General features: G+C 73.7%; 20 protein-coding genes and 2 pseudogenes. 14 read left to right on the forward strand and 8 right to left on the reverse strand.

Features of this window, described 5'->3' with window-relative positions; genetic code table 11:
- Positions 1-56: 56 nt before the first annotated feature.
- The 7 genes from OG294_RS37990 to OG294_RS38020 all read left to right on the forward strand — a co-directional run bounded on the left by OG294_RS37990 (position 57) and on the right by OG294_RS38020 (position 6,892).
- Positions 57-1,187, forward strand: a complete 1,131-nt coding sequence (locus tag OG294_RS37990) for an acyl-CoA dehydrogenase family protein (protein WP_327071133.1) — start codon at positions 57-59, stop codon at positions 1,185-1,187.
- 4 nt (positions 1,188-1,191) lie between these two features.
- Positions 1,192-2,433, forward strand: a complete 1,242-nt coding sequence (locus OG294_RS37995; protein ID WP_327071134.1) for a GNAT family N-acetyltransferase — start codon at positions 1,192-1,194, stop codon at positions 2,431-2,433.
- A complete protein-coding gene (locus OG294_RS38000) occupies positions 2,420-2,932 on the forward strand; it encodes a type II toxin-antitoxin system RatA family toxin (RefSeq protein WP_327071135.1) in 513 nt (170 codons plus the stop codon). Before OG294_RS37995 ends, OG294_RS38000 begins: the two co-directional genes overlap by 14 nt.
- Positions 2,929-4,200 carry an aspartate aminotransferase family protein gene (locus OG294_RS38005; RefSeq protein WP_327071136.1) on the forward strand — a complete coding sequence of 424 codons (1,272 nt, stop codon included), beginning with the start codon at positions 2,929-2,931 and terminating at the stop codon, positions 4,198-4,200. The genes OG294_RS38000 and OG294_RS38005 overlap by 4 nt, the downstream gene beginning before the upstream one ends.
- A gap of 48 nt (positions 4,201-4,248) precedes the next feature.
- On the forward strand, positions 4,249-4,503 hold the full coding sequence (locus tag OG294_RS38010) for an acyl carrier protein (protein ID WP_327071137.1): 255 nt from the start codon (positions 4,249-4,251) through the stop codon (positions 4,501-4,503).
- Entirely contained in the window at positions 4,500-5,747 is a 1,248-nt protein-coding gene (locus tag OG294_RS38015; protein ID WP_327071138.1) for a beta-ketoacyl-[acyl-carrier-protein] synthase family protein, read from the forward strand. The genes OG294_RS38010 and OG294_RS38015 overlap by 4 nt, the downstream gene beginning before the upstream one ends.
- 107 nt (positions 5,748-5,854) lie before the next feature.
- A complete protein-coding gene (locus tag OG294_RS38020) occupies positions 5,855-6,892 on the forward strand; it encodes an SDR family oxidoreductase (protein ID WP_327071139.1) in 1,038 nt (345 codons plus the stop codon).
- A gap of 124 nt (positions 6,893-7,016) precedes the next feature.
- Here the strand turns inward: OG294_RS38020 and OG294_RS38025 are convergent.
- Positions 7,017-7,361 (reverse strand): annotated as a pseudogene (locus OG294_RS38025) (ester cyclase); the annotation flags it as partial.
- Positions 7,362-7,363: 2 nt separating this feature from the next.
- Here OG294_RS38025 and OG294_RS38030 point away from each other — a divergent pair.
- Positions 7,364-7,672 (forward strand): annotated as a pseudogene (locus OG294_RS38030) (MmyB family transcriptional regulator); the annotation flags it as partial.
- Positions 7,673-7,975: 303 nt separating this feature from the next.
- Here the strand turns inward: OG294_RS38030 and OG294_RS38035 are convergent.
- The 4 genes from OG294_RS38035 to OG294_RS38050 all read right to left on the reverse strand — a co-directional run bounded on the left by OG294_RS38035 (position 7,976) and on the right by OG294_RS38050 (position 10,853).
- Complete coding sequence (locus OG294_RS38035; RefSeq protein WP_327071140.1) at positions 7,976-8,992, reverse strand: AraC family transcriptional regulator; 1,017 nt, start codon at positions 8,990-8,992, stop codon at positions 7,976-7,978.
- On the reverse strand, positions 8,989-9,822 hold the full coding sequence (locus OG294_RS38040; protein WP_327071141.1) for a phytanoyl-CoA dioxygenase family protein: 834 nt from the start codon (positions 9,820-9,822) through the stop codon (positions 8,989-8,991). Before OG294_RS38040 ends, OG294_RS38035 begins: the two co-directional genes overlap by 4 nt.
- Positions 9,823-9,939: 117 nt before the next feature.
- Complete coding sequence (locus tag OG294_RS38045) at positions 9,940-10,137, reverse strand: hypothetical protein (protein WP_327071142.1); 198 nt, start codon at positions 10,135-10,137, stop codon at positions 9,940-9,942.
- A complete protein-coding gene (locus OG294_RS38050; protein ID WP_442789291.1) occupies positions 10,134-10,853 on the reverse strand; it encodes a CTP synthase C-terminal region-related (seleno)protein in 720 nt (239 codons plus the stop codon). The genes OG294_RS38045 and OG294_RS38050 overlap by 4 nt, the downstream gene beginning before the upstream one ends.
- A gap of 68 nt (positions 10,854-10,921) precedes the next feature.
- Here OG294_RS38050 and OG294_RS38055 point away from each other — a divergent pair, with 68 nt between their 5' ends.
- The gene (locus OG294_RS38055) at positions 10,922-11,836 is read left to right on the forward strand and encodes a LysR family transcriptional regulator (protein ID WP_327071144.1); all 915 of its coding nucleotides are present in this window, start codon (positions 10,922-10,924) and stop codon (positions 11,834-11,836) included.
- A 122-nt stretch (positions 11,837-11,958) separates the two neighbouring features.
- Entirely contained in the window at positions 11,959-12,681 is a 723-nt protein-coding gene (locus tag OG294_RS38060; RefSeq protein ID WP_327071145.1) for a flavodoxin family protein, read from the forward strand.
- A 50-nt stretch (positions 12,682-12,731) separates the two neighbouring features.
- On the opposite strand, the gene OG294_RS38065 is transcribed toward OG294_RS38060, so the two are convergent.
- The gene (locus OG294_RS38065) at positions 12,732-13,232 is read right to left on the reverse strand and encodes an SRPBCC family protein (protein WP_327071146.1); all 501 of its coding nucleotides are present in this window, start codon (positions 13,230-13,232) and stop codon (positions 12,732-12,734) included.
- A gap of 143 nt (positions 13,233-13,375) precedes the next feature.
- Here OG294_RS38065 and OG294_RS38070 point away from each other — a divergent pair, with 143 nt between their 5' ends.
- The 3 genes from OG294_RS38070 to OG294_RS38080 all read left to right on the forward strand — a co-directional run bounded on the left by OG294_RS38070 (position 13,376) and on the right by OG294_RS38080 (position 16,500).
- On the forward strand, positions 13,376-14,275 hold the full coding sequence (locus OG294_RS38070) for a helix-turn-helix domain-containing protein (protein ID WP_327071147.1): 900 nt from the start codon (positions 13,376-13,378) through the stop codon (positions 14,273-14,275).
- Positions 14,276-14,464: 189 nt separating this feature from the next.
- Positions 14,465-15,430, forward strand: a complete 966-nt coding sequence (locus OG294_RS38075) for an SMP-30/gluconolactonase/LRE family protein (protein WP_327071148.1) — start codon at positions 14,465-14,467, stop codon at positions 15,428-15,430.
- 311 nt (positions 15,431-15,741) lie between these two features.
- The gene (locus OG294_RS38080; RefSeq protein WP_327071149.1) at positions 15,742-16,500 is read left to right on the forward strand and encodes an AraC family transcriptional regulator; all 759 of its coding nucleotides are present in this window, start codon (positions 15,742-15,744) and stop codon (positions 16,498-16,500) included.
- Positions 16,501-16,765: 265 nt separating this feature from the next.
- Here the strand turns inward: OG294_RS38080 and OG294_RS38085 are convergent, their stop codons facing one another.
- Together OG294_RS38085 and OG294_RS38090 are read right to left on the reverse strand one after the other, a co-directional pair.
- Entirely contained in the window at positions 16,766-17,263 is a 498-nt protein-coding gene (locus OG294_RS38085; RefSeq protein ID WP_327071150.1) for a hypothetical protein, read from the reverse strand.
- A 32-nt stretch (positions 17,264-17,295) separates the two neighbouring features.
- Positions 17,296-18,801, reverse strand: coding sequence for a molybdopterin-dependent oxidoreductase (locus OG294_RS38090; RefSeq protein WP_327071151.1), 1,506 nt, complete (start codon positions 18,799-18,801; stop codon positions 17,296-17,298).
- Between the two features lie 184 nt (positions 18,802-18,985).
- Between OG294_RS38090 and OG294_RS38095 the strand changes: the two genes are divergently transcribed.
- Complete coding sequence (locus tag OG294_RS38095) at positions 18,986-19,867, forward strand: S-methyl-5'-thioadenosine phosphorylase (RefSeq protein WP_327071804.1); 882 nt, start codon at positions 18,986-18,988, stop codon at positions 19,865-19,867.
- Positions 19,868-20,064: the final 197 nt, after the last annotated feature.

Below are 20,064 nucleotides of genomic sequence, written 5' to 3' on the forward strand. Positions count from 1 at the left end.
CACCGTTCGGCATCCTGAGCCACCGCTGTACCGCCCTCCCGTCGAAGGACGTGCCCGTGAACTTCCTGCATCGCGAACGTGCCGTACTCGAAGCGCTCATGCCCGGCCTGGACCAGGACCTCGCGCGGTACTCGCTGGCCGAACTGGAGAGCTCGCCGAGCCCGGCGATCCAGGCGTTCCGGGAGGCCGGCGGACCAGGACTGCTGGTGCCCACGGACAACGCCGGCTCGGGGGCGAGCGCGCTGCAGGCCGTCCGGGTGCAGCGCGCGGTGGGCGCCCGCTGCCCCTCGCTCGCGGTGGCCACCACGATGCACCACTTCTCGATCGCCGGGCTGGTCGAGGCCGCCCGCTACGGCAACGGCCTGGAAGGGCTGCTGCTGGAGGCCATCGCGAAGGACCGGATGCTGGTCGCCTCCGGGTTCGCCGAGGGCCGCCCGGGCCAGAACATCCTGAGCCCGCACATCACCGCCGAGCGGCGCGGCGAGGTGATCGTGCTGAACGGCAGCAAGATGCCGTGCAGCCTCTCCCGGTCGATGGACCTGCTGACCTGCTCGGTCGTGCTGCGCGGCGAGGACGGCGTGGACCGGCTCGGCGTCGCCCTGGTCCCCGCCGGCACCCCGGGAATCACGGTGCGCCCGTTCTGGGGCACGCCGATCCTGGCGGGTGCCGAGAGCGACGAAGTCGTGCTCACCGACGTCGAGTTGGACCCGCAGATGGTGGTGCCCACCGAGGTCACCGCCGACGCCGTGCCGGATGCGCTGAACGTCGCGGGCTTCCTCTGGTTCGAGGTGCTGCTGACGGCCGGCTACCTGGGGGTGGCCAGCGCGCTGGTGGAGCGGACCCTGCTGCGCCCGGGCGGCACGCAGGACGATCCGACCCCCTATCTGGTCGCGATCGAGGCGGCGATGCTCGCGGTCGAAGCCGTCGCCCGCGCGATGGCGGACGAGGAGTGGAACGACGCCCTGCTGGTCCAGGCGCTGACCGCCCGCTACGCGGCGCAGGACGCGATCGCGCGTACCACCAGGACCTGCCTGGCGGCGCTGGGCGGCATGGCGTTCATCGGCTCCCCGGACGGCTCGTACCTGGCTTCGGCCGCCGTCGGACTGACCTTCCACCCGCCCGCCCGCAGCCGGATGGCCCGCCCGTTGCGGGACTTCCTGGACGGTCATCCGTTGCGGATCGGCTGAGCCGGTGCAGCCGACCAGGAGTACCGCCGAAGAGCCGGGCTGCCACATCGAACTGCTGCACAGCATCGATGAGTTGCCGCCCGGGGACTGGGAGCGGCTGGCCCCCGCCGACGACCCGATGTGGGCCCGCGGCGTCTTCACCGCGCTGGAGTGCAGCAGCGTCGGGCCCAGCGGCTACGCCTATCTGACACTCCGTCAGGACGGTGTGCTGACAGCCGTCCTGCCGCTCTGCCTGTTCCGTGACCTGCGGCTGGACCGGGTCGTCGGGCCGCGCGAGCGGCGACTGCTCGCCCCGGTGCGCAGGCTGGCGCCCCGGCTGCTGCGGGTGCCGATGCTCTTCTGCGGCAACCTGCTGGGCCAGGGGCACGTGCTGGCCCCGGGAGAGCTCGGCGAGGAGGCCGCCCGGAAGCTGGTGGCGGCGGTGCTCGACTTCGCGCGGCGCGAGCGGCTGTGCACGGTGGTGTTCAAGGACTTCGCCCCGGCGGACCTGGACCCGCTGCGCACCGCGCTGCGAGCCGCCGACTTCTTCCTCGTGCCGAGCCTGCCCGACACCGAACTGCGCCTCGCCCAGGGCTCGTTCGAGGAGTACCTGGCCGCGCTGCCGGCCAAGCCGCGGCGCAACGCCCGCAGCAAGATCCGCAAGTTCGAGGCCCGGACCGAGCTGCGGATCGAGGTGCTCGACGAGTTCGGCCACCTGCTGCCGCAACTCCACTGCCTCTACCGGCAGGTGATGGACCGTGCCGACCAGACGCTCGACCTGCTCGACACCGCGTTCTGGGCCGCCGTGCAGGGCGGGGAGGGGCTGCGCCGCCGCCTGGTGGTCTGCTTCGAGGGGGAGCGGCCGGTCGCCTTCCTGCTCTGCCTCTTCGCGGGCTCGGGGGCCACCGGCGCCCGGATCGGCCTGGACTACCGGCTCGCCCACGAGGCGCGGCTCTACCACAACGTGCACTACGCGGCGATCCGCCTGGCGATCGCGGCCGGCTGCCGGCACATCCGCTTCGCCCAGACCGCCTACCAGCCCAAGCTCGAACTGGGCTGCGAGCTGGTCGAGCAGTGGTACGCGATGACCCACGTCCGCCCGCTGCCGCGCGCGGTGCTGCGGCGACTGCTGCCCCGGGCACTGGGTGCGGCGCTCGCCGAGGCGCTCGGCCCGAACGCCCCTGCCCCTGCTGCTGCCCCGGTCGCCCCCGGGCCGGCCCCGGAAGACGAACGCCACGAGGAAAGGTCGCGTCATGCCACGCGTTGAAGTGGATCTGCGCATCGCCGTGCCACCCGAGCAGGCCTGGGCGGCGGTGGTGGACGTGCTGGGCTACCCGGACTGCATGGAGAGCGTCGACTCGGTCGAGATCGTCGACCAGCCCGACGAGAGCCACCGGACCACCGCCTGGTCGGTGCGGCTCAAGGGATCGGTGCTGTGCTGGACCGAGACCGAGCTGATCGACCACCAGGCGCGCCGCTTCGACTTCGAGCAGCTCAGCGGCGACCTGGGGGAGTTCGCCGGACACTGGGCGGTGCGGCCCGCGCCGCCCGGCGGCAGCACCGTCTCGCTGCACGTGGACTTCGACATCGGCATCCCGCTGCTGGCGCAGATGCTCAACCCGGTGGCGGCGGACGCACTGCGGGAGAACGCGGCGCAGATGCTCGCGGCCCTGGAGCAGCGGCTGCTCGGCGGGCCGCCGGCAGGTGATCCGTCCGTCCAGCAGGCCACGGCTCGGCCGCTGTCCGGCTCGGAGGCGCTGCGGTGAGCGGCATCCCGCGGACCGGCCAGGCCCGCGCGGCCGAGGCCTTCGACCGGCTGCGCCGCCACCTGTCCCCGAAGCTCGCGCTGACCGGGAACTTCGCCGGGCGCGGCGCGGTGGAGGAGCACGCCGAGGGCTGCCGGGTGACGCTCTCCGACGGCCGCACCGTGCTCGACTTCGGCTCCTACGCGGTCACCCTGCTCGGGCACCGCCACCCGGCGGCCGTCGCGGCGGTGCGCCGGCAGCTCGACGCGATGCCGACCTCCACCCGCAGCCTGGCCAACCCGGTCGCGGCCGAGGCCGCCGCCTGCCTCTCGGCCTACCTGGGCGACGTGCTGCCCAAGGTCTACTTCGGACTCAACGGCGCCGACGTGGTGGAGGTCGCGGTCAAGCTCGCCCGGCTGGCCACCGGGCGCGGACGGGTGGTGGCGGTCCGCGGCGGCTTCCACGGCAAGTCGCTCGGCGCACTCGCGCTGACCCACCATCCGCTCTACCGGGCCGGCCTGCTCGGCTGCCGGGCGGACGTGGTCCACGTCGACGCCGACGACCCGGCAGCGGTGCTGCGCGAGGTGGCCGGCGGCGAGGTCGCCGCCGTCGTCCTCGAACCGGTGCAGGGCGAGAACGGCGCCGTCCCGCTGGCCACCGGCGTGCTGCGCCAGTGGTGCGAGGACGCCGCCCGGCACGGCAGCTTCGTGATCGCCGACGAGATCCAGTGCGGACTGCGCCGGTGCGGGGAGCGCTCGGTGGCCCTCGCCGACGGCCTGCCGGTGGACGCGGTGCTGTTCGGCAAGCCGCTGGGCGGCGGTGTGCTGCCGCTGTCTGCGCTGCTCTGCTCGGAACGCATGTACGCCCCGCTGGCCGCCGATCCCTTCCTGCACTCCGCCACCTTCGGGGGCCACCCGCTGGCCTGCGCGGTGCTCCCCGCCGTGCTGCCCGTGATCGAGGAACTGGCCGAGCAGGGGCGGCTGTTGTCCGCAGCGCTGGACGAGGAGCTGGAGCGCCTGCGCGAACGGTATCCCGCGGTGGTGCGCGAGGTGCGCGGACGCGGGTTGCTGCGCGGGATCGACTTCTGCTCGCCGCAGGCCGCCGGCTCGGTGGTGGTCGAGCTGGCGGGCGCGGGGCTGCTGGTCTCGCCCTGCCTGAGCAGCCCGACCACCGTGCGCCTGCTGCCCCCACTGGTCAGTACCCCGGCCGACGTCGCGCAGGCGGCCGGCATCCTCGACGCCGCGATCGCGGTGGCCGAGCGCACCGTGCCGGTGACCAGCGCCGGTTGACGCCACCGGGCGCAACTGCCGCACGACGCGGCGGAAGGAACGACCACATTGCCCACTCGCGAGGAACTGGCCCTGACGGTCAGAACGGTGATCTCGGACGTGCTCGGCACCGAGCCCGACGAGGTGCACGAGCGGACCAGCCTGCTGGACGACTACGGGATCGACAGCCTGGAACTCATGGAGATCGGGGCCCGGTTGGAACGCACCCTGAAGGTTCGGATCGAACTGCAGGACCTGACGGCAGCTCAGAACGTCGGTCACGCCATCGATCTGCTGCAGCACCGGCTGGCGGTCCCGCAGTGAGCGGCCGCCACCCCTCCGGCGGTCACCGGGTCGCCGTCACCGGCATCGGTGTGAAGTCCCCGGCCGGCAACGACCTGGACACCGCGTTCGCCTCCGTGCTGGCCGCCAGGTCCACCGCAGCCCGGGTCGAACGGCTGGTCGAGCACGACCTGCCGGTGCACTTCGCCTGCCTGGTACCGCCGTTCGACCTCGACGCCTACCTGACCCGGCGCGAGTCACGGCAGATCGACCGGACCACCCAGCTGCTGCTCTGCGCGGCGACCGACGCCGTCACCGAGGCCGGGCTGCCCGCCGACCAGCCGGCCGACCGGGTGGGCGTCCAGATCGGCACCGGCATCGGCGGCCTGCCCAGCATGGAGGCCGTCACCATCAGCCACGCGGACCGGCCCAGGGACATGCCGGTGCACACGGTGCCCCGCACCATGGCCAACTCGCCCGCCTGCCGACTGGCCCTGCGCTACGGCTTCCAGGGCGCCTGCACCACCTATGCCAGCGCCTGCGCCAGCGGCACCACCGCGCTCGGCGAGGCGGCGCGGAAGATCCGTTACGGCGAACTCGACGTGGCGGTGGCCGGCGGGGTCGACTCGGCGGTCAGCACCGTCGTGATGGGCGCCTTCGCCCGGATGCGGGCGATGTCCACCAGGAACGGCGACCCCGCGCAGGCCAGCCGTCCCTTCGACGCGGACCGCGACGGGTTCGTGATGGCGGAGGGCGCGACCGTCCTGGTCCTCGAACGCTGGGACGCGGCGCGGGCGCGCGGCGCCGTGATCCACGGCGAGATCGCCGGGTACGCCGAGAACTGCGACGCCTACCACATCGTCGCCCCGCACGAGGAGGGCGAGGTGGCCGCCCGCTGCATGCGCCTGGCCATCGCCGACGCCGGGCTCTCCCCGGCGGACATCGGCCACGTCAACGCGCACGGCACCTCGACGGTGCTCAACGACCGGGCGGAGGCCCGGGCGATCCACCGCTGCTTCGCCGGCCAGTCGCCGCCGGTCACCGCCGTCAAGGGCGTCACCGGCCATCTGATCGGCGGCTCGGGCGCGTTGGAGGCCGCACTCGCGCTGCGCTGCGCCGCGCGCGGCCTGGTGCCGCCGGTCGCCAACCTCACCGCCAGCCCGGAGGCCGACCTGGTGGACCTGGTCGGCGGGACACCGCGCGGCGTCGCGCCGGCCCATGTGCTCTCCAACTCCTTCGGGTTCGGCGGCCAGAACGCCTGCCTGGTGCTCGCGCCCGCGCCCTGAGGCCCGCCGCTTGCGGCGGCCCCGACCCCGCCCCCGACCACCCCGGCCCCGACGCCCACGATCCCTCGATCCCGACCACCCGACCCTGACGACGAACAGGCCAAGCCATGCGAGTCCTCCTCACCGGCGCCACCGGAGTGATCGGTACCGAACTCGTGCACCGGTTGCACGCCGCCGCCCACGACCATGAGCACACCCTCGTCCGGGTGGCCCGGCGCCCGGCGGGCGACCCGCTGGTGCGCTGGCGGATCGGCGAGGAGCCGCCGCCCGCCGCGCTCGGCGGCCACTGGGACGTGATCGTGCACGCGGCGGCCAGCACCCGCTGGACGCTCACCCGGCCCGAGGCGATCGCCGCGAACATCGACCCGCTGCGGGCCGTCCTCGCCCTGGCCGGCCGGGACACCCACCTGGTCCACGTCTCGACGGCCTACGTCGGCGGCGTGCGCAACCCCGAGGACCTGCGCGGCGCCGAGTTCGAGGGCTACCGCAACGGCTACGAGTGGTCCAAGGCGCGGTGCGAGCAGATCGCCCGGGAGGAGCACCCCGGCCCGCTGACCCTCGTCCGCCCGCCGCTGGTGGTCGGCCGGCGCGGCAGCGGCGAGATCGCCCGGTTCTCCGGCCCCTACACGATCTTCCAGGCGCTGGTCTCCGGGCTGGCCGCCGTGGTGGTCGGCGATCCGGCGGGCTACGCCGAGATCAGCCCCGTGGACGAGGTCGCCGAGGTGATCGCCGCCGCCGTCCTCGGCCCGCCCCCGCGGCACCCGCGCACCGAGGTGGTCGCCGCCGGCCACGCGAGCCTGACCCTCGACGCGATGCTCGACGTCATCTGCGCCACCCTCAACGAGTGCCGCACCGCCCAGGGCGCGGCCCCCATCGAGCGCCCGCCGCTGGTCTCCGGCGACACCTGGAACCGCTTCTTCCTCCCACTGGCCGACCAGTACCTCTCGCCCTTCCAGAGCCAGGCCGTCAAGCTGCTCGCCATGTTCCAGAGCTACACCAGCATGACCCGCCCCTTCGAACCCACCCGCCCGGTCAGCGACCCGGCCCAGGTGCTGGCCGCCTCCGTCCGCTACTGGGCCGCCCGCAAACCCCGCCTCGCGCTGGCCCGCCCCGAGCCGTGGACCCTGCTGGCGGGCCCCGGCTGATCAGGGGCGCGGCGGGTCCTCGGGCACGGGCGCGGTCTCGGAAACCGGCGGGGCTCGGAGGCGTTCGCAGCGGAGATGCTTGGCTCCTGGTGTCGGCTCGCCCTGGTGTCGGGTGGCCCTGGTGTCAGGTGTCGAGGTCGGTGGCCGTGACCGACTGCCGGGCCGAGGGAAGGATGGGGAGGGACTCGTGCCCGAGCTGTCGCATCACGTCGGTCACATCGAACAGGGCTGTGCGTTCGATGACTCTGTCACCACGGAACCGGTCGATTCCCAGCGCGGTGAAGTCGGCGCGGCGGCCGCTCGGTGGTGTGCCGAGCCACGGCCCGAGCTGGGTGCCCGTGACCCGGACCCGTGTGAACACGACGTCCCCCTCGCTGACCTGCTCGACGACCCGGTCGTCCACGTCGGGGAATGCGCGGCGGAAATTGACGACCCAGGCCCGGACGCCGCCGGGTCCGTGCAGGTCGAACTGCGGCCAGTGACCGGCTCGTGGCCGATCTGTCCAGCCGCAGCCCTGAGTTCCGCACCTGGTGGCCTCGCTACGAGGTGGCTGAACCCGGACACGGCCGGATCCGCTACCACCACCCCGTGGTGGGCGATCTGACGGTGGACTACGAGACCCTGCGGCTGTCCGGCGAGGGGGAACAGCAACTCGTGGCGGTGAGCGCCGAACCGGGGTCGGTCAGCGCCGACCGCCTGCGCCGGCTTGCCGACCTCGCCCGCACTCAGCCGCGGCCGGCCGTCGATGCCCGGCAGCAGGAGTGCCCCGTCCGGCAGTGAGGGCTCCGCGCTCGGGCCGAGTTCTCGGCGTGGCAGAAGGGCCGGCGCGGTCAGCGCAGTCAGCACGCGATCAGCGCAGGAACCCTGCGCGCCGGCGTCCTCCCGCCGACTGATCAGCAGTCTCACACGGCCCGCCCGCCGCAGCATCGGCCACGTCCTGCACGGGTCCCCATGGCACCGCCGACGCCAACACCAGGCCCGGACCCAGCCACGACAGGAGACGGGGCCACAGTCCGAGAGCTGAAGCCCCGTCACAGTGACCACCGTTGCCGTACCAGGGCCTGTCCGGGCGATCTTGTCGGATCAGCGCGCGGCTTCCCCAGCCTTCGGCCCCGTCATGGCCCCGACCTGACGCGGCACCAGCTGCCTGGTGCCGCCCTGGGCCCGCACCTGGGTCGGGAGCACGCCCCAGTGCCGCCGGAAGGCGGTGCTGAAGTGCCGGGCGTCCGGGTAGCCGCAGGAGCGGGCGATGGCTGCGACGGAGAGCGGGCGCAGGGTGGGATCGGCCAGCCGCTGCGCGGCGACGCCGAGCCGGTAGCGGGTCAGGTGGCCGAGGATCGTGCGGCCCGTCGCCTGGTGGAACAGCCGGGCCGCGTGACGTTCGCTCAGGTGGACCTGGGCGGCGACGTCGCGCACCCGGATCGGGCGGTCGAAGTTGTCGTCGAGGTAGCGCGTCATCCGCGCCACGGCCGCCGCCGCCCGCCCGCCGGGCGCGGGGGCCGGGCGGGGGACGGCGGCGGGCCGGTCGGTGAGGGCGCGGGCGCAGCCCAGCACCAGCGCCGAGCCGAGCGCGGTCAGCAGTTCGGCGCTGCCGGGGCCCGGGGCGGCGGCCTCCTCGGCGAGGGTCACCAGCAGCCGGGGGAGCGGGGTCCCACCGGCCGGGACGATCCGGCGCGGGCCGGTCGCGAAGGCGTCCAGCAGGGCGAGCGTGTCGGGGGAGTGGGGATCGGCGCCGCGCGGGCCGCACTCGGGGGCGGTTCGCTCGGGAGTGGCTCGCTCGGGGACCATCGTCCAGGACCAGAAGACGATGCCGAGCGGGTCGCGCGCGTCGGTGGTGATCTCGTGGACGTCGCCGGGGCGGGCCACGAACAGGTCGCCGCTTCGCACCGGGTGCTGCTGCCCGCCGGTCCGGAAGGTGCCGTGCCCGGCGTAGGCGTAGCAGAGCTCGAAGTAGGAGTGGCTGTGCCAGAAGTTGCGCCACGGCTCGGGCGGGTAGAACCCCCAGTCGACGAACTCGACCCGTCGTCCGGCCAGGGTGACGCCCAGCCGCACACCGCCCAGCAGGGGGAGGGCGGCACCCGCCCGGGCCAGTCCGGTCACTGCGGCTCGTCCGTCCCCTCTGCCCTGTGCGCGTCCGCCCTGTGCGCGTCCGTCGCGTACGCGTCCGTCCTGCGCGCGGTGGGGTCGATACCGCGCAGGATCATGCCCTGGCCCAGGGACCAGGTGTGCTCGTCCGCGGTGGGCCGGTCCGCCGGATCGCGGAACTGTACCAGCCAGGTGGTGCGGGCCTCGTCCGAGGTGTTCAGCCCCGAACCGTGCACGGTGAGGTAGCTGAAGAACAGCACGTCGCCGGCTTCGGCCGGGCAGGGCCGGGCGTCCTGGAGCGGCCAGCTGTCCGGCGGCAGGTGCCAGCTGCCCTCCTCGACGTGGGGCAGCGGTCCGCCCCGGTGGCTGCCGGGGACGACCCTGATGCAGCCCTTCTCCTCCGGCGCGTCGTCGAAGTGGAAGACCGCGGCGGCGACGGAGTGCCCGGCGTGCGGGAAGAAGGGGTGGTCCTGGTGCAGCGGGAACGGCGAGCCGGTCTCCGGCGGCTTGATGAACATTTTCGTGTGGTGCAGCTGGACGTTGGGCCCGCCGAGCAGCGCCGCCGCGACGTCGGTGAACCGGGGGTCGACCAGCAGGCGGGCGAACGCGGCCGAGTGGAACTGGGTGTCGTGGGCGTGCTTGAGGGTGGTGCGGCCGACGGACGCGCCCGCGACGGTGCGCGCGCTCGCCCAGGTCGGGTCGGCGTCGGAGCTGAGGCGGGCGGCGAGCGCGTGGCACTCCTCCCGCAGCGCTCGCGCCTCCTGCTTGCTGATCAGGTTCCTGACCAGCAGGAAGCCGTTCTCGCGGTAGGCGGCCAGGTCTTCGGGGCTCAGGGGCTCGGTCATGGCTCGACGGTAGGCGCGGGGCGGGGGCCGGGCCGAGGGGCGATGCGGACGGCCCGGTGGGTTTTCCGGACATCGGCCCTCGCCCCGGGTCCTGCCCGGGCGGTGGTCGGCCCCGCGTCACGGCCGGTACGTGGCGGACCCCGGGGTGCCGACGCCCGCGGCGCCGGCCCGCGCGGTCCCGGCCCGCGCGGCGCCGAGCGCTGCTTCCGGGAAGGTGGCCAGCGGGCTCGTGGCGTGGGCCTCGGGCACCGTGCAGGCGCGCAGCCAGGCGCGGACGGCGGCGCCGGCCAGGCCCAGCACGGGACGCGCGCTCATCGGGCGCTCGCGTGGTCGGCGGCGGCCACGGCCAGCGCGGTGATCAGCGGGTGGGCCCGGGTGCCGTCCCCGTGCAGCTCGGGCTGGAAGAGGGTGGCCAGGAAGAAGGGGTGGCTGGGCAGTTCGGCGATCCGCACCTCGCCGGACTCGTCGCTGCCGGGGAAGGCCAGACCGTGCGCGCGCAGCACGTCCAGGTGGTGCGGGCCGACCCCGTAGTTGCAGTGGTACCGCGCCTGAATCCGGTCCGCGCCGAGCAGCCGGGCGACCCGGGAGCCGGGGGCGACCCGGACGGTGCCCTCGTGGCCGACCAGCGAGCAGGGCAGCGGGACGATCACGGCGTCCTCGTCGGCGGTCGCCGGGTCGTTCTCGGCGTGGCCGGACCTCTCGAGGCCGCAGACGTTGCGGGCGAACTCCAGCAGCGCGTGCTGGAAGCCGCCGCAGGTGCCCAGGAACGGGATGCCGTTCTCGCGGGCCGTGCGGATCGCGGCCAGCGCGCCCTCCTCGCTGCGGTAGGGGCTGCCGGGCAGCACCCAGATCGCGTCGAAGCCGTCGAGTCCCTGGTGGGCGTCCTCGGTGGGGATCCAGTAGGCGTCCAGGTCCAGCCCCTCGCGGACGCGCAGCGCCTCCAGCAGACCGGGGACGCGGGCGTGCGAGCGGACGGCGTCGGAGCGGTCCCCGACGAGGGCGATACGTGCGGTGTGGTTCATGGCAGCCATCCTGGCGGCCCGTCGGTCATCAGGTCCAACGATGATTTCTGCACTCCGGATAAGGGATGCTGATACACATGAACCCGAATCAGCTGCGGACCTTCGTCGCGGTCCTCGAACACCGCTCCTTCTCCACCGCCGCGGCGGCGCTCGGCTACACCCAGTCGGCCGTCTCCCAGCACATCGCCGCACTGGAGAGCCACCTGGGCACCCGGCTGATCGAGCGCCGGCCGGTGGCCCCCACCCCCGCCGGCGCGAGGCTGATGGAACACGCCCCCGCCCTGCTGCTGCTCCTGGACGCGGCCCGCGCCGACGTCGCGCGGGTGCACGACGTCCGCCCCGCCCGGCTGACCCTCGCCCACACGCCCGCCGCGCTCGGCCCCGCCGTCGCGCAGGCCCTGGCCCGACTGCACACCGCCACGCACCCGTTGGACCTGGAGGTACGGGTGCTCGGCCGGGAGGCGGTGATCGAGCAGGTGCTCACCGGCGGCGCCGACGTCGGCCTGCTGGACGGTGCCGCCGCCCCCAGCGACCCACTCCCGCTGCCCTACCTGGGCCCCACCACCACGCTGGGCGTGGCCGAGGAGACCCTGGCGGTGCTCTTCCCCCGCAGCCACCCCCTGGCCGGCCGCGGCTCGGTGCGCCTGACCGACCTCACCCAGGCCCAGTGGATCGACGCCCCCGACACCGCGATCCCGCTCGACCAGCTGCGCGCCGTCTGCCGCGCCGACGGCTTCCGCCCCCGGATCCGCCACCGCGGCACCGACCTGCACGGCCTGGCGGCCCTGGCCGCCGCGGGCCACGGCCTCACTGCCCTGCCCCTCCCGCTGGCCGCCACCCTGCCCGCCGTCGCGGCCGTCCCGGTCGCCGCACCCCGCCTGGTCCACCGCACGGAGCTCATCCACCCCACCCTCCCCACCGACACCGCCCGGCGGCTGGCCGACCTCCTCACCGACCGTCAGCCGGGGGAGGGCGACGCCGGGCGGGGCTGACCGCACGGCCGAACTGCGCTCCCCGCAGCGCGCATCCGGCCCAGCCCGGCCTGCGCCGCCGCGCCCCGGCTGGTGGAGTGGAGGCGAACCCATGCCCGCCGCCGAGGACGGAACGCAGCCGAATGCCGGACACCGAGAGCACGACCAGCTACACCGACCTGCGCGCCCTGATCATCAACTGCACGCTCAAGCGCTCGCCCGAGCGCAGCCACACACAGGGCCTGATCGACGTCAGCCGCGGCATCCTGGAGCGCCAGGGCGTCCCGGTCGACGTCCTGCGGGCCGTCGACCACGACATCGCCACCGGCATCTGGCCCGACATGACCGAGCACGGCTGGCAGAGCGACGAGTGGCCGGTGCTCTACAGCCAGGTGATGGCCGCCGACATCCTGATCCTGGCGGGCCCGATCTGGCTGGGCGACAACTCCTCCGTCATGAAGCGGGTCGTCGAGCGCCTCTACTCCTGCTCCTCGCTGCTCAACGAGGCCGGCCAGTACGCCTATTACGGTCGCGTCGGCGGCTGCCTGATCACCGGCAACGAGGACGGCGTGAAGCACTGCGCGATGAACGTCCTCTACAGCCTCCAGCACCTCGGCTACACCATCCCGCCGCAGGCGGACGCGGGCTGGATCGGCGAGGCCGGCCCCGGTCCGTCCTACCTCGACCAGGGCTCCGGCGGCCCGCAGAACGACTTCACCAACCGCAACACCACCTTCATGACCTGGAACCTCCTCCACCTGGCCCGACTCCTCAAGGACGCCGGCGGCATCCCCGCCCACGGCAACCAGCGCTCCGAGTGGGACGCCGGCTGCCGCTTCGACTTCGAGAACCCCGAGCACCGCTGAGCCGTCGGTCGCTCGCGCCTGGCACCCTCGCCGAGGCCGTACCCGGAACCTCACTCTTCGGCGATCCATTGGGCGAGGGAGATCAGGGTGGCTTCGACGCTGTTCGCCATGTGGTCGCGCAGTGCGTCGAGGTCGCCGCGGGTGGTGCCCAGCACGGGGTCGAGGCGCAGGAGTTGCCAGGACTGCTCGACGAGGGTTCCGCGTCCCTGGGGGTGGAAGGTCCAGCTCCACTGCACGATGCCGTCTTCGGCGCCGCCGACCACGAAGGCGAAGGCGTCGCCCGGGTCGGCTCGTACGACCTGGGAGCGGGTGGTCCATTGCCTGCCGTCCCTGTGGTTGCGTCCGCTGAACCAGGCGCCGGCCCGGGGCCCGGCGCCCTGGTCGAACGTGACATCGGTCGCGTCGGGGCTCCAGCGGCCGATCGCGGAGACGTCACTGACCAGGTCGTAGACCCGGGCGGGTCCGGCATCGACCCATGCGCGTCTGGTGAAGGCGAAGCCTGACGCGTCCAGAGCCGCGAAGAGATCGTGTTCACTGATGGCGGCGCTCAAGGCGACCTCCTGGGGGTGTGCGGGGTGGTGCCGGATCTCGGCGACCCCCACGACACCACCAGTCCTGCCGGGGAGCCAGATCGGCTGGTGCCTATCCACAGCTGGGGCAGGTTACGTCCGCCGAGCCGACCCATACTCGATCCATGACCGGAAAATCGCAGCTCGGGGAGTTCTTGCAGGCGCGGCGCTCCCAGGTGCGTCCCGAGGATGTCGGGGTGCCCACCTACGGGGAGCGTCGGCGTGTGCCGGGGCTCCGGCGTGAGGAGTTGGCGTTGCTGGCGGGGGTGAGTGCCTCCTACTACACGCGGCTGGAGCAGGGGCAGTCGTTGAGCGCCTCGCCCGAGGTGCTGGAGGCCATCGCCGGCGCTCTGCGGCTGGACGAGTCCGAGCGGCGGTACCTGCACGACCTGGTCCGGGTGGACCGGCCCCGCACTCGGGGTCGGCGGCCCGCGCCGGAGCGGGTGACGCAGGCGGCGGGCCAGTTGCTGGACGTGCTGGCCGACGTCCCCGCCATCGTGCTCGGCCGGCGCAGCGACGTGCTGGCGTGGAACCGCCTGGGCCACGCGCTGTTCGCCGGGCACCTGGACCCCGGCGCCCCGGACACCTCGGCGCAGCGTCCCAACATGGCCCGGCTGGTCTTCCTCGACCGCCACACCCGCGAGCTGTACGCGGACTGGCCGAGCAAGGCCAGGGCGGTGGTGGGGAGTCTGCGCCTGGTGGCGGCGCAGTATCCGCAGGACACGGCGCTGCACGCGCTGCTGGGTGAACTGAGCGCGAAGAGCGCCGAGTTCGCCTCGATGTGGGCCGACCACCGGGTCACGGCGTGCACCGTCGCCGGCTACGAGATGCGGCACCCGCTGGTCGGCTCGCTGAGCGTGATCCAGCAGACGCTCAGTCATGGACCGGGTCCAAGCGTCGTGGTCGCCACCACGGAGGCCGGCTCGTCCTCGCGGGCCGCGCTGGCCCTGCTCGCCCAGGCCGTCACCGGGAGCAGCGTCGCGGCCGATCCGGCGCGGACGGGTTCGCCGGTCGACGCCGCCTGACCTCACACAGAACGTCACCGGGCGCTCGGCCGACACCTGCGAGCAGCTGTGTCCTGCTCAGGCTTCGGCCGACGACCGGCCGGTGCCGCGAACAGCCCCGGGGTCGCATGACCCCCGAGCAGAATCCAGGCTTTCCCGACCCGTGCGTCGGCGCGTTGCTGGCGCATGCCCGAAAACAGTGAAGGAACCATGTTCAAGAAGCTTTCCACGTCCGCTCTGTCGGCGGCCGTTGTCGTCGCGGCTGCTGCCGCCACACTCACTCCGACGTCGGCGTCGGCCGCCTGCGCGCCGCTGAGCGGCGCACGGATCGCCGTGCACTTCGACCTGACCAAGGGGCAGACGCCGGAGAACATCGCCCTGGCACCGGGCGGCACCGCGTACGTCACCTTCGCCGAGGGCCGCCAGATCGCCGAGGTCTCCCGCACCGGCGCCATCCGGATCCTGGCCACCCTGCCCGTGCCCGCCGACGGGGGTGTCCACACCCCCGCCCTGGGCTTCCCGCTGACCGTCGGCCTCGTCCGTGCGCACGACGGGACGCTGTACTTCCTCTACGCCACCGGCACCGCCGACCTGACCGGCGTGTGGCGCCTGCGCCCCGGCGGCCAGCCGCAGCGGATCGCCGCACTGCCCGCCGACGGCCTGCCCAACGGCCTGGCACTGGACCCGCACACCCGCACCCTCTACGCCACCGACTCCGTACTCGGCACCATCTGGAGCGTGCCCACCGCCGGCGGCACCCCCACCGCCTGGTCCACCGCCCCCGAACTGGCCTCCACAGGATTCCTCGGTGCCAACGGCCTGAAGATCCACAACGGCGCGCTCTGGGCCACCAACCTCGACAAGGGCACCGTGCTGCGCATCCCCATCCTGCCCGGCGGACAGGCCGGCGAGGTCCGCACCGAGGCCACTGGGCTGCCGGGGATCGACGACTTCGCCTTCACCGGCCACGGCGACCAGCTGCTGGCCGCCCTCAACGGCCCCAGCGAGGTCGCGCTCGTCCAGGGCGACGGCAGCCACTCCATCGTGCTGACCCCGGCCGACGGCCTGCAGAACCCCACCTCCATCGCCCTGCGCGGCGACACCGTCTACGTGCTGAGCGCCGCCTACGTCACCGCCAAGGACCCCAACCTGCTCCTCGCCCACCTCGACGAGTAGCACCCGGGTACGGCCACCGGCCCGGGGCGGAGCACACCGCCCCGGGCCCTCGAAGGTGTTCCTCCGGAAGACGGTGTTGTCAGTGGATCCGCTGGTGCCGCGCTGCCGGTCGGCATCAGCGCGGGAGTGCGGTGGCGCCCTCGACGGTTGCGGGGCGGCACGTTCGGGGGTGTTCGGGGAAGCCGACGCCGGTTCAGGCCGGGCGGTGGCCCAGGAAGGTGATCCGGACGCCGGGCTGGTGATCCGACTCGACCCGCTCGAAGCCGGCCCGTTCCAGGCGGGCGTTGAGCGTCGCCGCGTCGAGGACGACCATGGTGCTCTCTCCCTTGCGCGACTCGCCGGCGGTCGGCGCCATCGTCGTCAACTCCTCCGCGCTTCCCACCGCCCGCTGGCTCGACGAGCACCGGCACTCGCGGCACCAACTCGCCTGGGCGGCGCAGGGCGTGCTGGGGGTGAAGGTGGGCGAGGACTCCTGGGTGCTGCCACCGACACGCGCGCTCTGGATACCCAGCGGGGTACCGCACCGCACGGGGGCCACCCGCGACGCGGTGTTCCACAGCCTCTATCTGGAGCCGGCCGACTGCCCGTTGACGTGGGACGCACCGGTCGCGGTGGCCGTCGACGACCTGCTCGCCCAACTCCTGCGGCACCTCGGCCGGTCGGACCTGACCGAGGCTGCCCGCCGACGCGCCGAGGCGGTCGTTTTCGACCTGCTCCACCCGCTGCCCAGCACCCCGATCCGGGTGCCCGACCCGACCGACGACCGGGCCCGGGCGGTGGCCGCGATCCTGCTCGCCGATCCCGCCGACTCCCGTACCCTGGACGGCTTCGCCCGCGCCACCGGCACCAGTCGTCGCACGCTGAGCAGGATCTTCGTCCAGGACACCGGCATGACGTTCGACCACTGGCGCACCCAGCTGCGGTTGCGGGCGGCGCTGCCGATGCTGGCCGAGGGGCACCCCGTCGCCAGGGTCGCCCGTGCGGTCGGCTACGCCACACCCAGCGCCTTCCTCGCGGCGTTCCGCCGCACCGTCGGCACCTCGCCGCAGCGCTACCTCGCGGGCGCCTGAGGGCCCTTCACCGGACAGCGGGTTCGGCGGCGAGGGTGCGGGTGTGTTCGGCGACAGCGGCGCGCTCGCGGCCGAGAGCGTGACTGCCACCGGCGGACGTGCGGACCGTCGGTCAGCCGCACGGACAGGCCAGTCACCTTGAAGCGCCGAGGTCGGAAGGCACCGCGACGCGGACCAGCGGCCTGACGTTCGCGAGCGGCTCCCAGTCGACCGGACGGCCTCCTCGAAGGCTTTCCCACCCGCTGAACCGAGCAGTGGTATGCGGTCAGGAAGCCTTGACGGGGCGCGGTGCCGGTGGTCGGCGCCGGATCGTCGCGATGAGCAGACACAGGGCCGAGAGCGCGAACAGCACGGCGGTGATCAGGAGCCAGTGCCCGAGGAACGGGCCCGGATCGAGGCCGGTGGTGTTGTGGTAATCGGGGACGCGGCGCAGGACGAGCGGGTACCAGACGGCGAGCAGGAGCAGCGCGAGGAACGCCGGTACGCGGACGTAGTTGACCTGCGGGAGTCCCGAGTGCCGTCCAGGGCGGCCGAGGCGGTTGGCGAGGGCTTGGACGGCGCGGTCGGTGAAGGCGTAGAGCGGAAGCAGCAGGAGGTCGTGGGCGAGGGCTGCGCCGACGAACCACAGGGCGACCTTGACCGGTTCGCCCTTCAGGAGCCGGATCCCGGCGTAGCCGGCCAGGGCGAAGGAGCAGAGCACGAGGAGCAGGTGCAGGGGGGAGGCTCCGTATCGGCGGTGCGAGCCGTCGCGGCTCGGCCGCACGCGGGGCGGAGAGTCGGAGGGTCGGCGGCGTGTCACGAGTCGGCTCCGAAGGTGAGGCGGGTGACCCACTTGGTGTTGTGGACGCCGGGGTTGGCGGGGACGATGATCCGGGCCGGGTAGCCGTGGTCGGGCGAGAGGTCGGCGCCGTTGACGCGCAGGGCCAGCAGGGAGTGCGGGTGACGGACCTGGTTGTCGCGCAGGACGGTCGAGCTGAAGGACCCGCCGCGCTCCACGGACTCGACGAAGACCTCGGGCAGGTCGTCGTGCAGTCCGACCAGGGCCGCCAAGTCGCTCAGGCGCACGCCACTCCAGTGCTGGTCGGGCGTGGACCAGCCTTCCACGCAGGCGATCGGCAGGGCGGCGGTGCTCTGCGGCAACTGCCTCACCTGGTCCAGCGTCAGGATGCGCTCCTGCCCGGGTGCGCGGACGGTCAGGCGCCAGCCGGGGCCGATGTCGGCAGACCGGATGCCGACCGAGGCGGCCGTCTTGTTGATCTGGAAGCCGTTCGGCCCGGTGCCCGGGTTCTGCCCGTGTGGAGCGAGCAGGGCCGTCCTGCGCAGCGCGCCGCCGATGCTCTGACCGGCCGTCACCACGAAGAGTGCCAGGGAGCCCGCGCCGACCATGCCCAGAGCGCCGCGCCGGGAGAGGGTGGCCTTCGCCGGTCGGGGGGAGACCAGGCCGGTGTCGTCGAGGGGTTCGGGCACGGTGGCGGCGGTGGGGGTGCGCAGTTCGGTGCGCAGGCGGCGGCTGCGCAGGGCGCGGGTCATCCGTCCGAGGCGGAAGGTGACGTGGACGACGAAGGCGCCGATGAAGACCCAGGCGCCGTAGAAGTGCAGGGTGTAGAAGGATCCGGGGAAGATGTAGTGCAGCTGGATGTTGAGCAGGCCGGTGATGAACTCGAAGAGCGCGCCGCCGACCAGGAGCAGCAGCGAGAGCCGCTCCAGCCCCTGGGCGGGTGAACGGACCGGTGGCCAGGAGAAGAGCTTGGGGATGACGGACCAGAGCTTGGCCAGCAGCACCGGGACGAGCACCACGCCGAGGGTGACGTGCACACCCTGGTTGAGCCGGTAGAGCCAGCTGGGGCCGGTCGGCCAGGCGAAGAGGTAGAAGCCCAGCCAGCCCTTGTCCGGAGTCTGGTCGTTGACCGCCGCGAGGTCCGGGTTGTAGGCGGCGTAGGAGAGCAGTCCGGTCACGAACATCACCGTGATGCCGACCAGCAGGACCAGGCCGAGGACCGCGGTCAGCCACGGCCCGCGCAGCGGACTGCGCCAGAACTCCGGTCGCGCGGGGCCGGGCGGCGGGCCCGCGGCGAGCGCCGTCCGAAGCCGCCCGGTCCTCGTGCTCTCCTTCGGGAGGGTGGGCTCGGCGGGCCCGGGGCGGCCGTCGGCCGGCCCGTCTGCTGCGGTCGCCCCGCCGCGGCCCTGGTGAGCATCGAGCCCGGGAGTGCCGGCGGGCTCCCGCTCCGGTCCCGGTTGCGGCGCGGGCTGCGGCAGGTCGCGGGGGGTCGGTCGGCGGGCGTCGCCGTCATCGGTATCCATGGGGCGTCCTTCGTTCGTGCACAGGGGCGGCCACGTCGGCACGACGATAGGACGCGACAGGAGGCGGAGGACGGTAGGCAGGGCGTGGACGTTCGGGAATCGTAAGGTCGACCACCGCCGGCGAAGGGTGTGCCGCTCCTAAGCTGTGAGGGGACATCTCCGGCGAATGGGTCAGGACATGACGATGAATCAGGTGGTGGACGGCGTGGACGCACAGGCGGAGGTCGGGGTGATCGGCGGCTCCGGGTTGTACGCGCTGATGGACGAGGTCAGCGAGGTGGTGGTCGACACGCCGTACGGTCCGCCCAGCGATTCGCTCTTCCTGGGCCGGCTGGCGGGGCGCGAGGTGGCGTTCCTGCCCCGGCACGGGCGGGGACACCGGCTGCCGCCGCATCGGATCAACTACCGGGCCAACCTCTGGGCGCTGCACGCGCTGGGGGTGCGCCAGGTGGTGGCGCCGTGTGCGGTCGGCGGGCTGCGGCCGGAGTACGGACCCGGCACGCTGGTGGTCCCCGACCAGTTCGTCGACCGGACTTCGGGGCGGCCTCAGACCTACTACGACGGCCTGCCGCTGGCGGACGGTTCGGTCCCGGAGGTGGTCCACGTGTCGATGGCGGATCCGTACTGCCCGGCCGGGCGCCGGGCGGTGGCCGAGGCCGCCCGCTCGGCCGACTGGCAGCCGGTGGACGGCGGGACCCTGGTGGTGATCGAGGGCCCGCGCTTCTCGACCCGGGCGGAGTCGCGCTGGTTCACGGCCAACGGCTGGTCGGTGGTCGGCATGACCGGCCACCCGGAGGCGGTGCTCGCCCGCGAACTGGGCCTCTGCTACACCTCGCTGGCGCTGGTCACCGACCTGGACGCCGGGGTGGAGAGCGGCGAGGGCGTCACGCACACCGAGGTGCTGCGGGAGTTCGCCCGCAACGTCGACCGGCTGCGCGGCGTCCTGTTCAAAGCCCTGGAGGGGCTGCCGGCCGTCCGCGACTGCGTCTGCTCGCATGCTCTGGACGGGCTCGCCACCGGGCTGCCGGGCGTACCGGAGGCCCGGCCCGGGTCCGGCGCGAGGTGAGCCGACGCGGCGCCGGGCCCGGGTTCCCGTGCTCCCGCTCGGCCCGCGGGACGGGGCCGGGCAGCCGGCCGTCACCGCCGTTGCGCTGACGGCTCCGGCCCGGACCGCCCGGGGGTCCGCAGGCCCGCTGCCGGCGGGCCCCCTTACGGAATTCGAACGTCGCCCTGTTGATCCGGTCGGTGGCTCCGATCCGGTGG

Source organism: Kitasatospora sp. NBC_01302 (genome assembly GCF_035976515.1).
Lineage (GTDB): Bacteria > Actinomycetota > Actinomycetes > Streptomycetales > Streptomycetaceae > Kitasatospora.

Bases quoted from the DNA above. Each gene is read 5' to 3' on its own strand.
- OG294_RS38090 (WP_327071151.1), bottom strand. From the start codon at position 18,801: ATGGATACCGATGACGGCGACGCCCGCCGACCGACCCCCCGCGACCTG.
- OG294_RS38050 (WP_442789291.1), bottom strand. From the start codon at position 10,853: ATGGCTGCCATGAACCACACCGCACGTATCGCCCTCGTCGGGGACCGC.
- OG294_RS38040 (WP_327071141.1), bottom strand. From the start codon at position 9,822: ATGACCGAGCCCCTGAGCCCCGAAGACCTGGCCGCCTACCGCGAGAAC.
- OG294_RS38045 (WP_327071142.1), bottom strand. From the start codon at position 10,137: ATGAGCGCGCGTCCCGTGCTGGGCCTGGCCGGCGCCGCCGTCCGCGCC.
- OG294_RS38055 (WP_327071144.1), top strand. From the start codon at position 10,922: ATGAACCCGAATCAGCTGCGGACCTTCGTCGCGGTCCTCGAACACCGC.
- OG294_RS38075 (WP_327071148.1), top strand. From the start codon at position 14,465: ATGTTCAAGAAGCTTTCCACGTCCGCTCTGTCGGCGGCCGTTGTCGTC.
- OG294_RS38095 (WP_327071804.1), top strand. From the start codon at position 18,986: ATGAATCAGGTGGTGGACGGCGTGGACGCACAGGCGGAGGTCGGGGTG.
- OG294_RS38070 (WP_327071147.1), top strand. From the start codon at position 13,376: ATGACCGGAAAATCGCAGCTCGGGGAGTTCTTGCAGGCGCGGCGCTCC.
- OG294_RS38080 (WP_327071149.1), top strand. From the start codon at position 15,742: ATGGTGCTCTCTCCCTTGCGCGACTCGCCGGCGGTCGGCGCCATCGTC.
- OG294_RS38020 (WP_327071139.1), top strand. From the start codon at position 5,855: ATGCGAGTCCTCCTCACCGGCGCCACCGGAGTGATCGGTACCGAACTC.
- OG294_RS38000 (WP_327071135.1), top strand. From the start codon at position 2,420: ATGCCACGCGTTGAAGTGGATCTGCGCATCGCCGTGCCACCCGAGCAG.
- OG294_RS38060 (WP_327071145.1), top strand. From the start codon at position 11,959: ATGCCGGACACCGAGAGCACGACCAGCTACACCGACCTGCGCGCCCTG.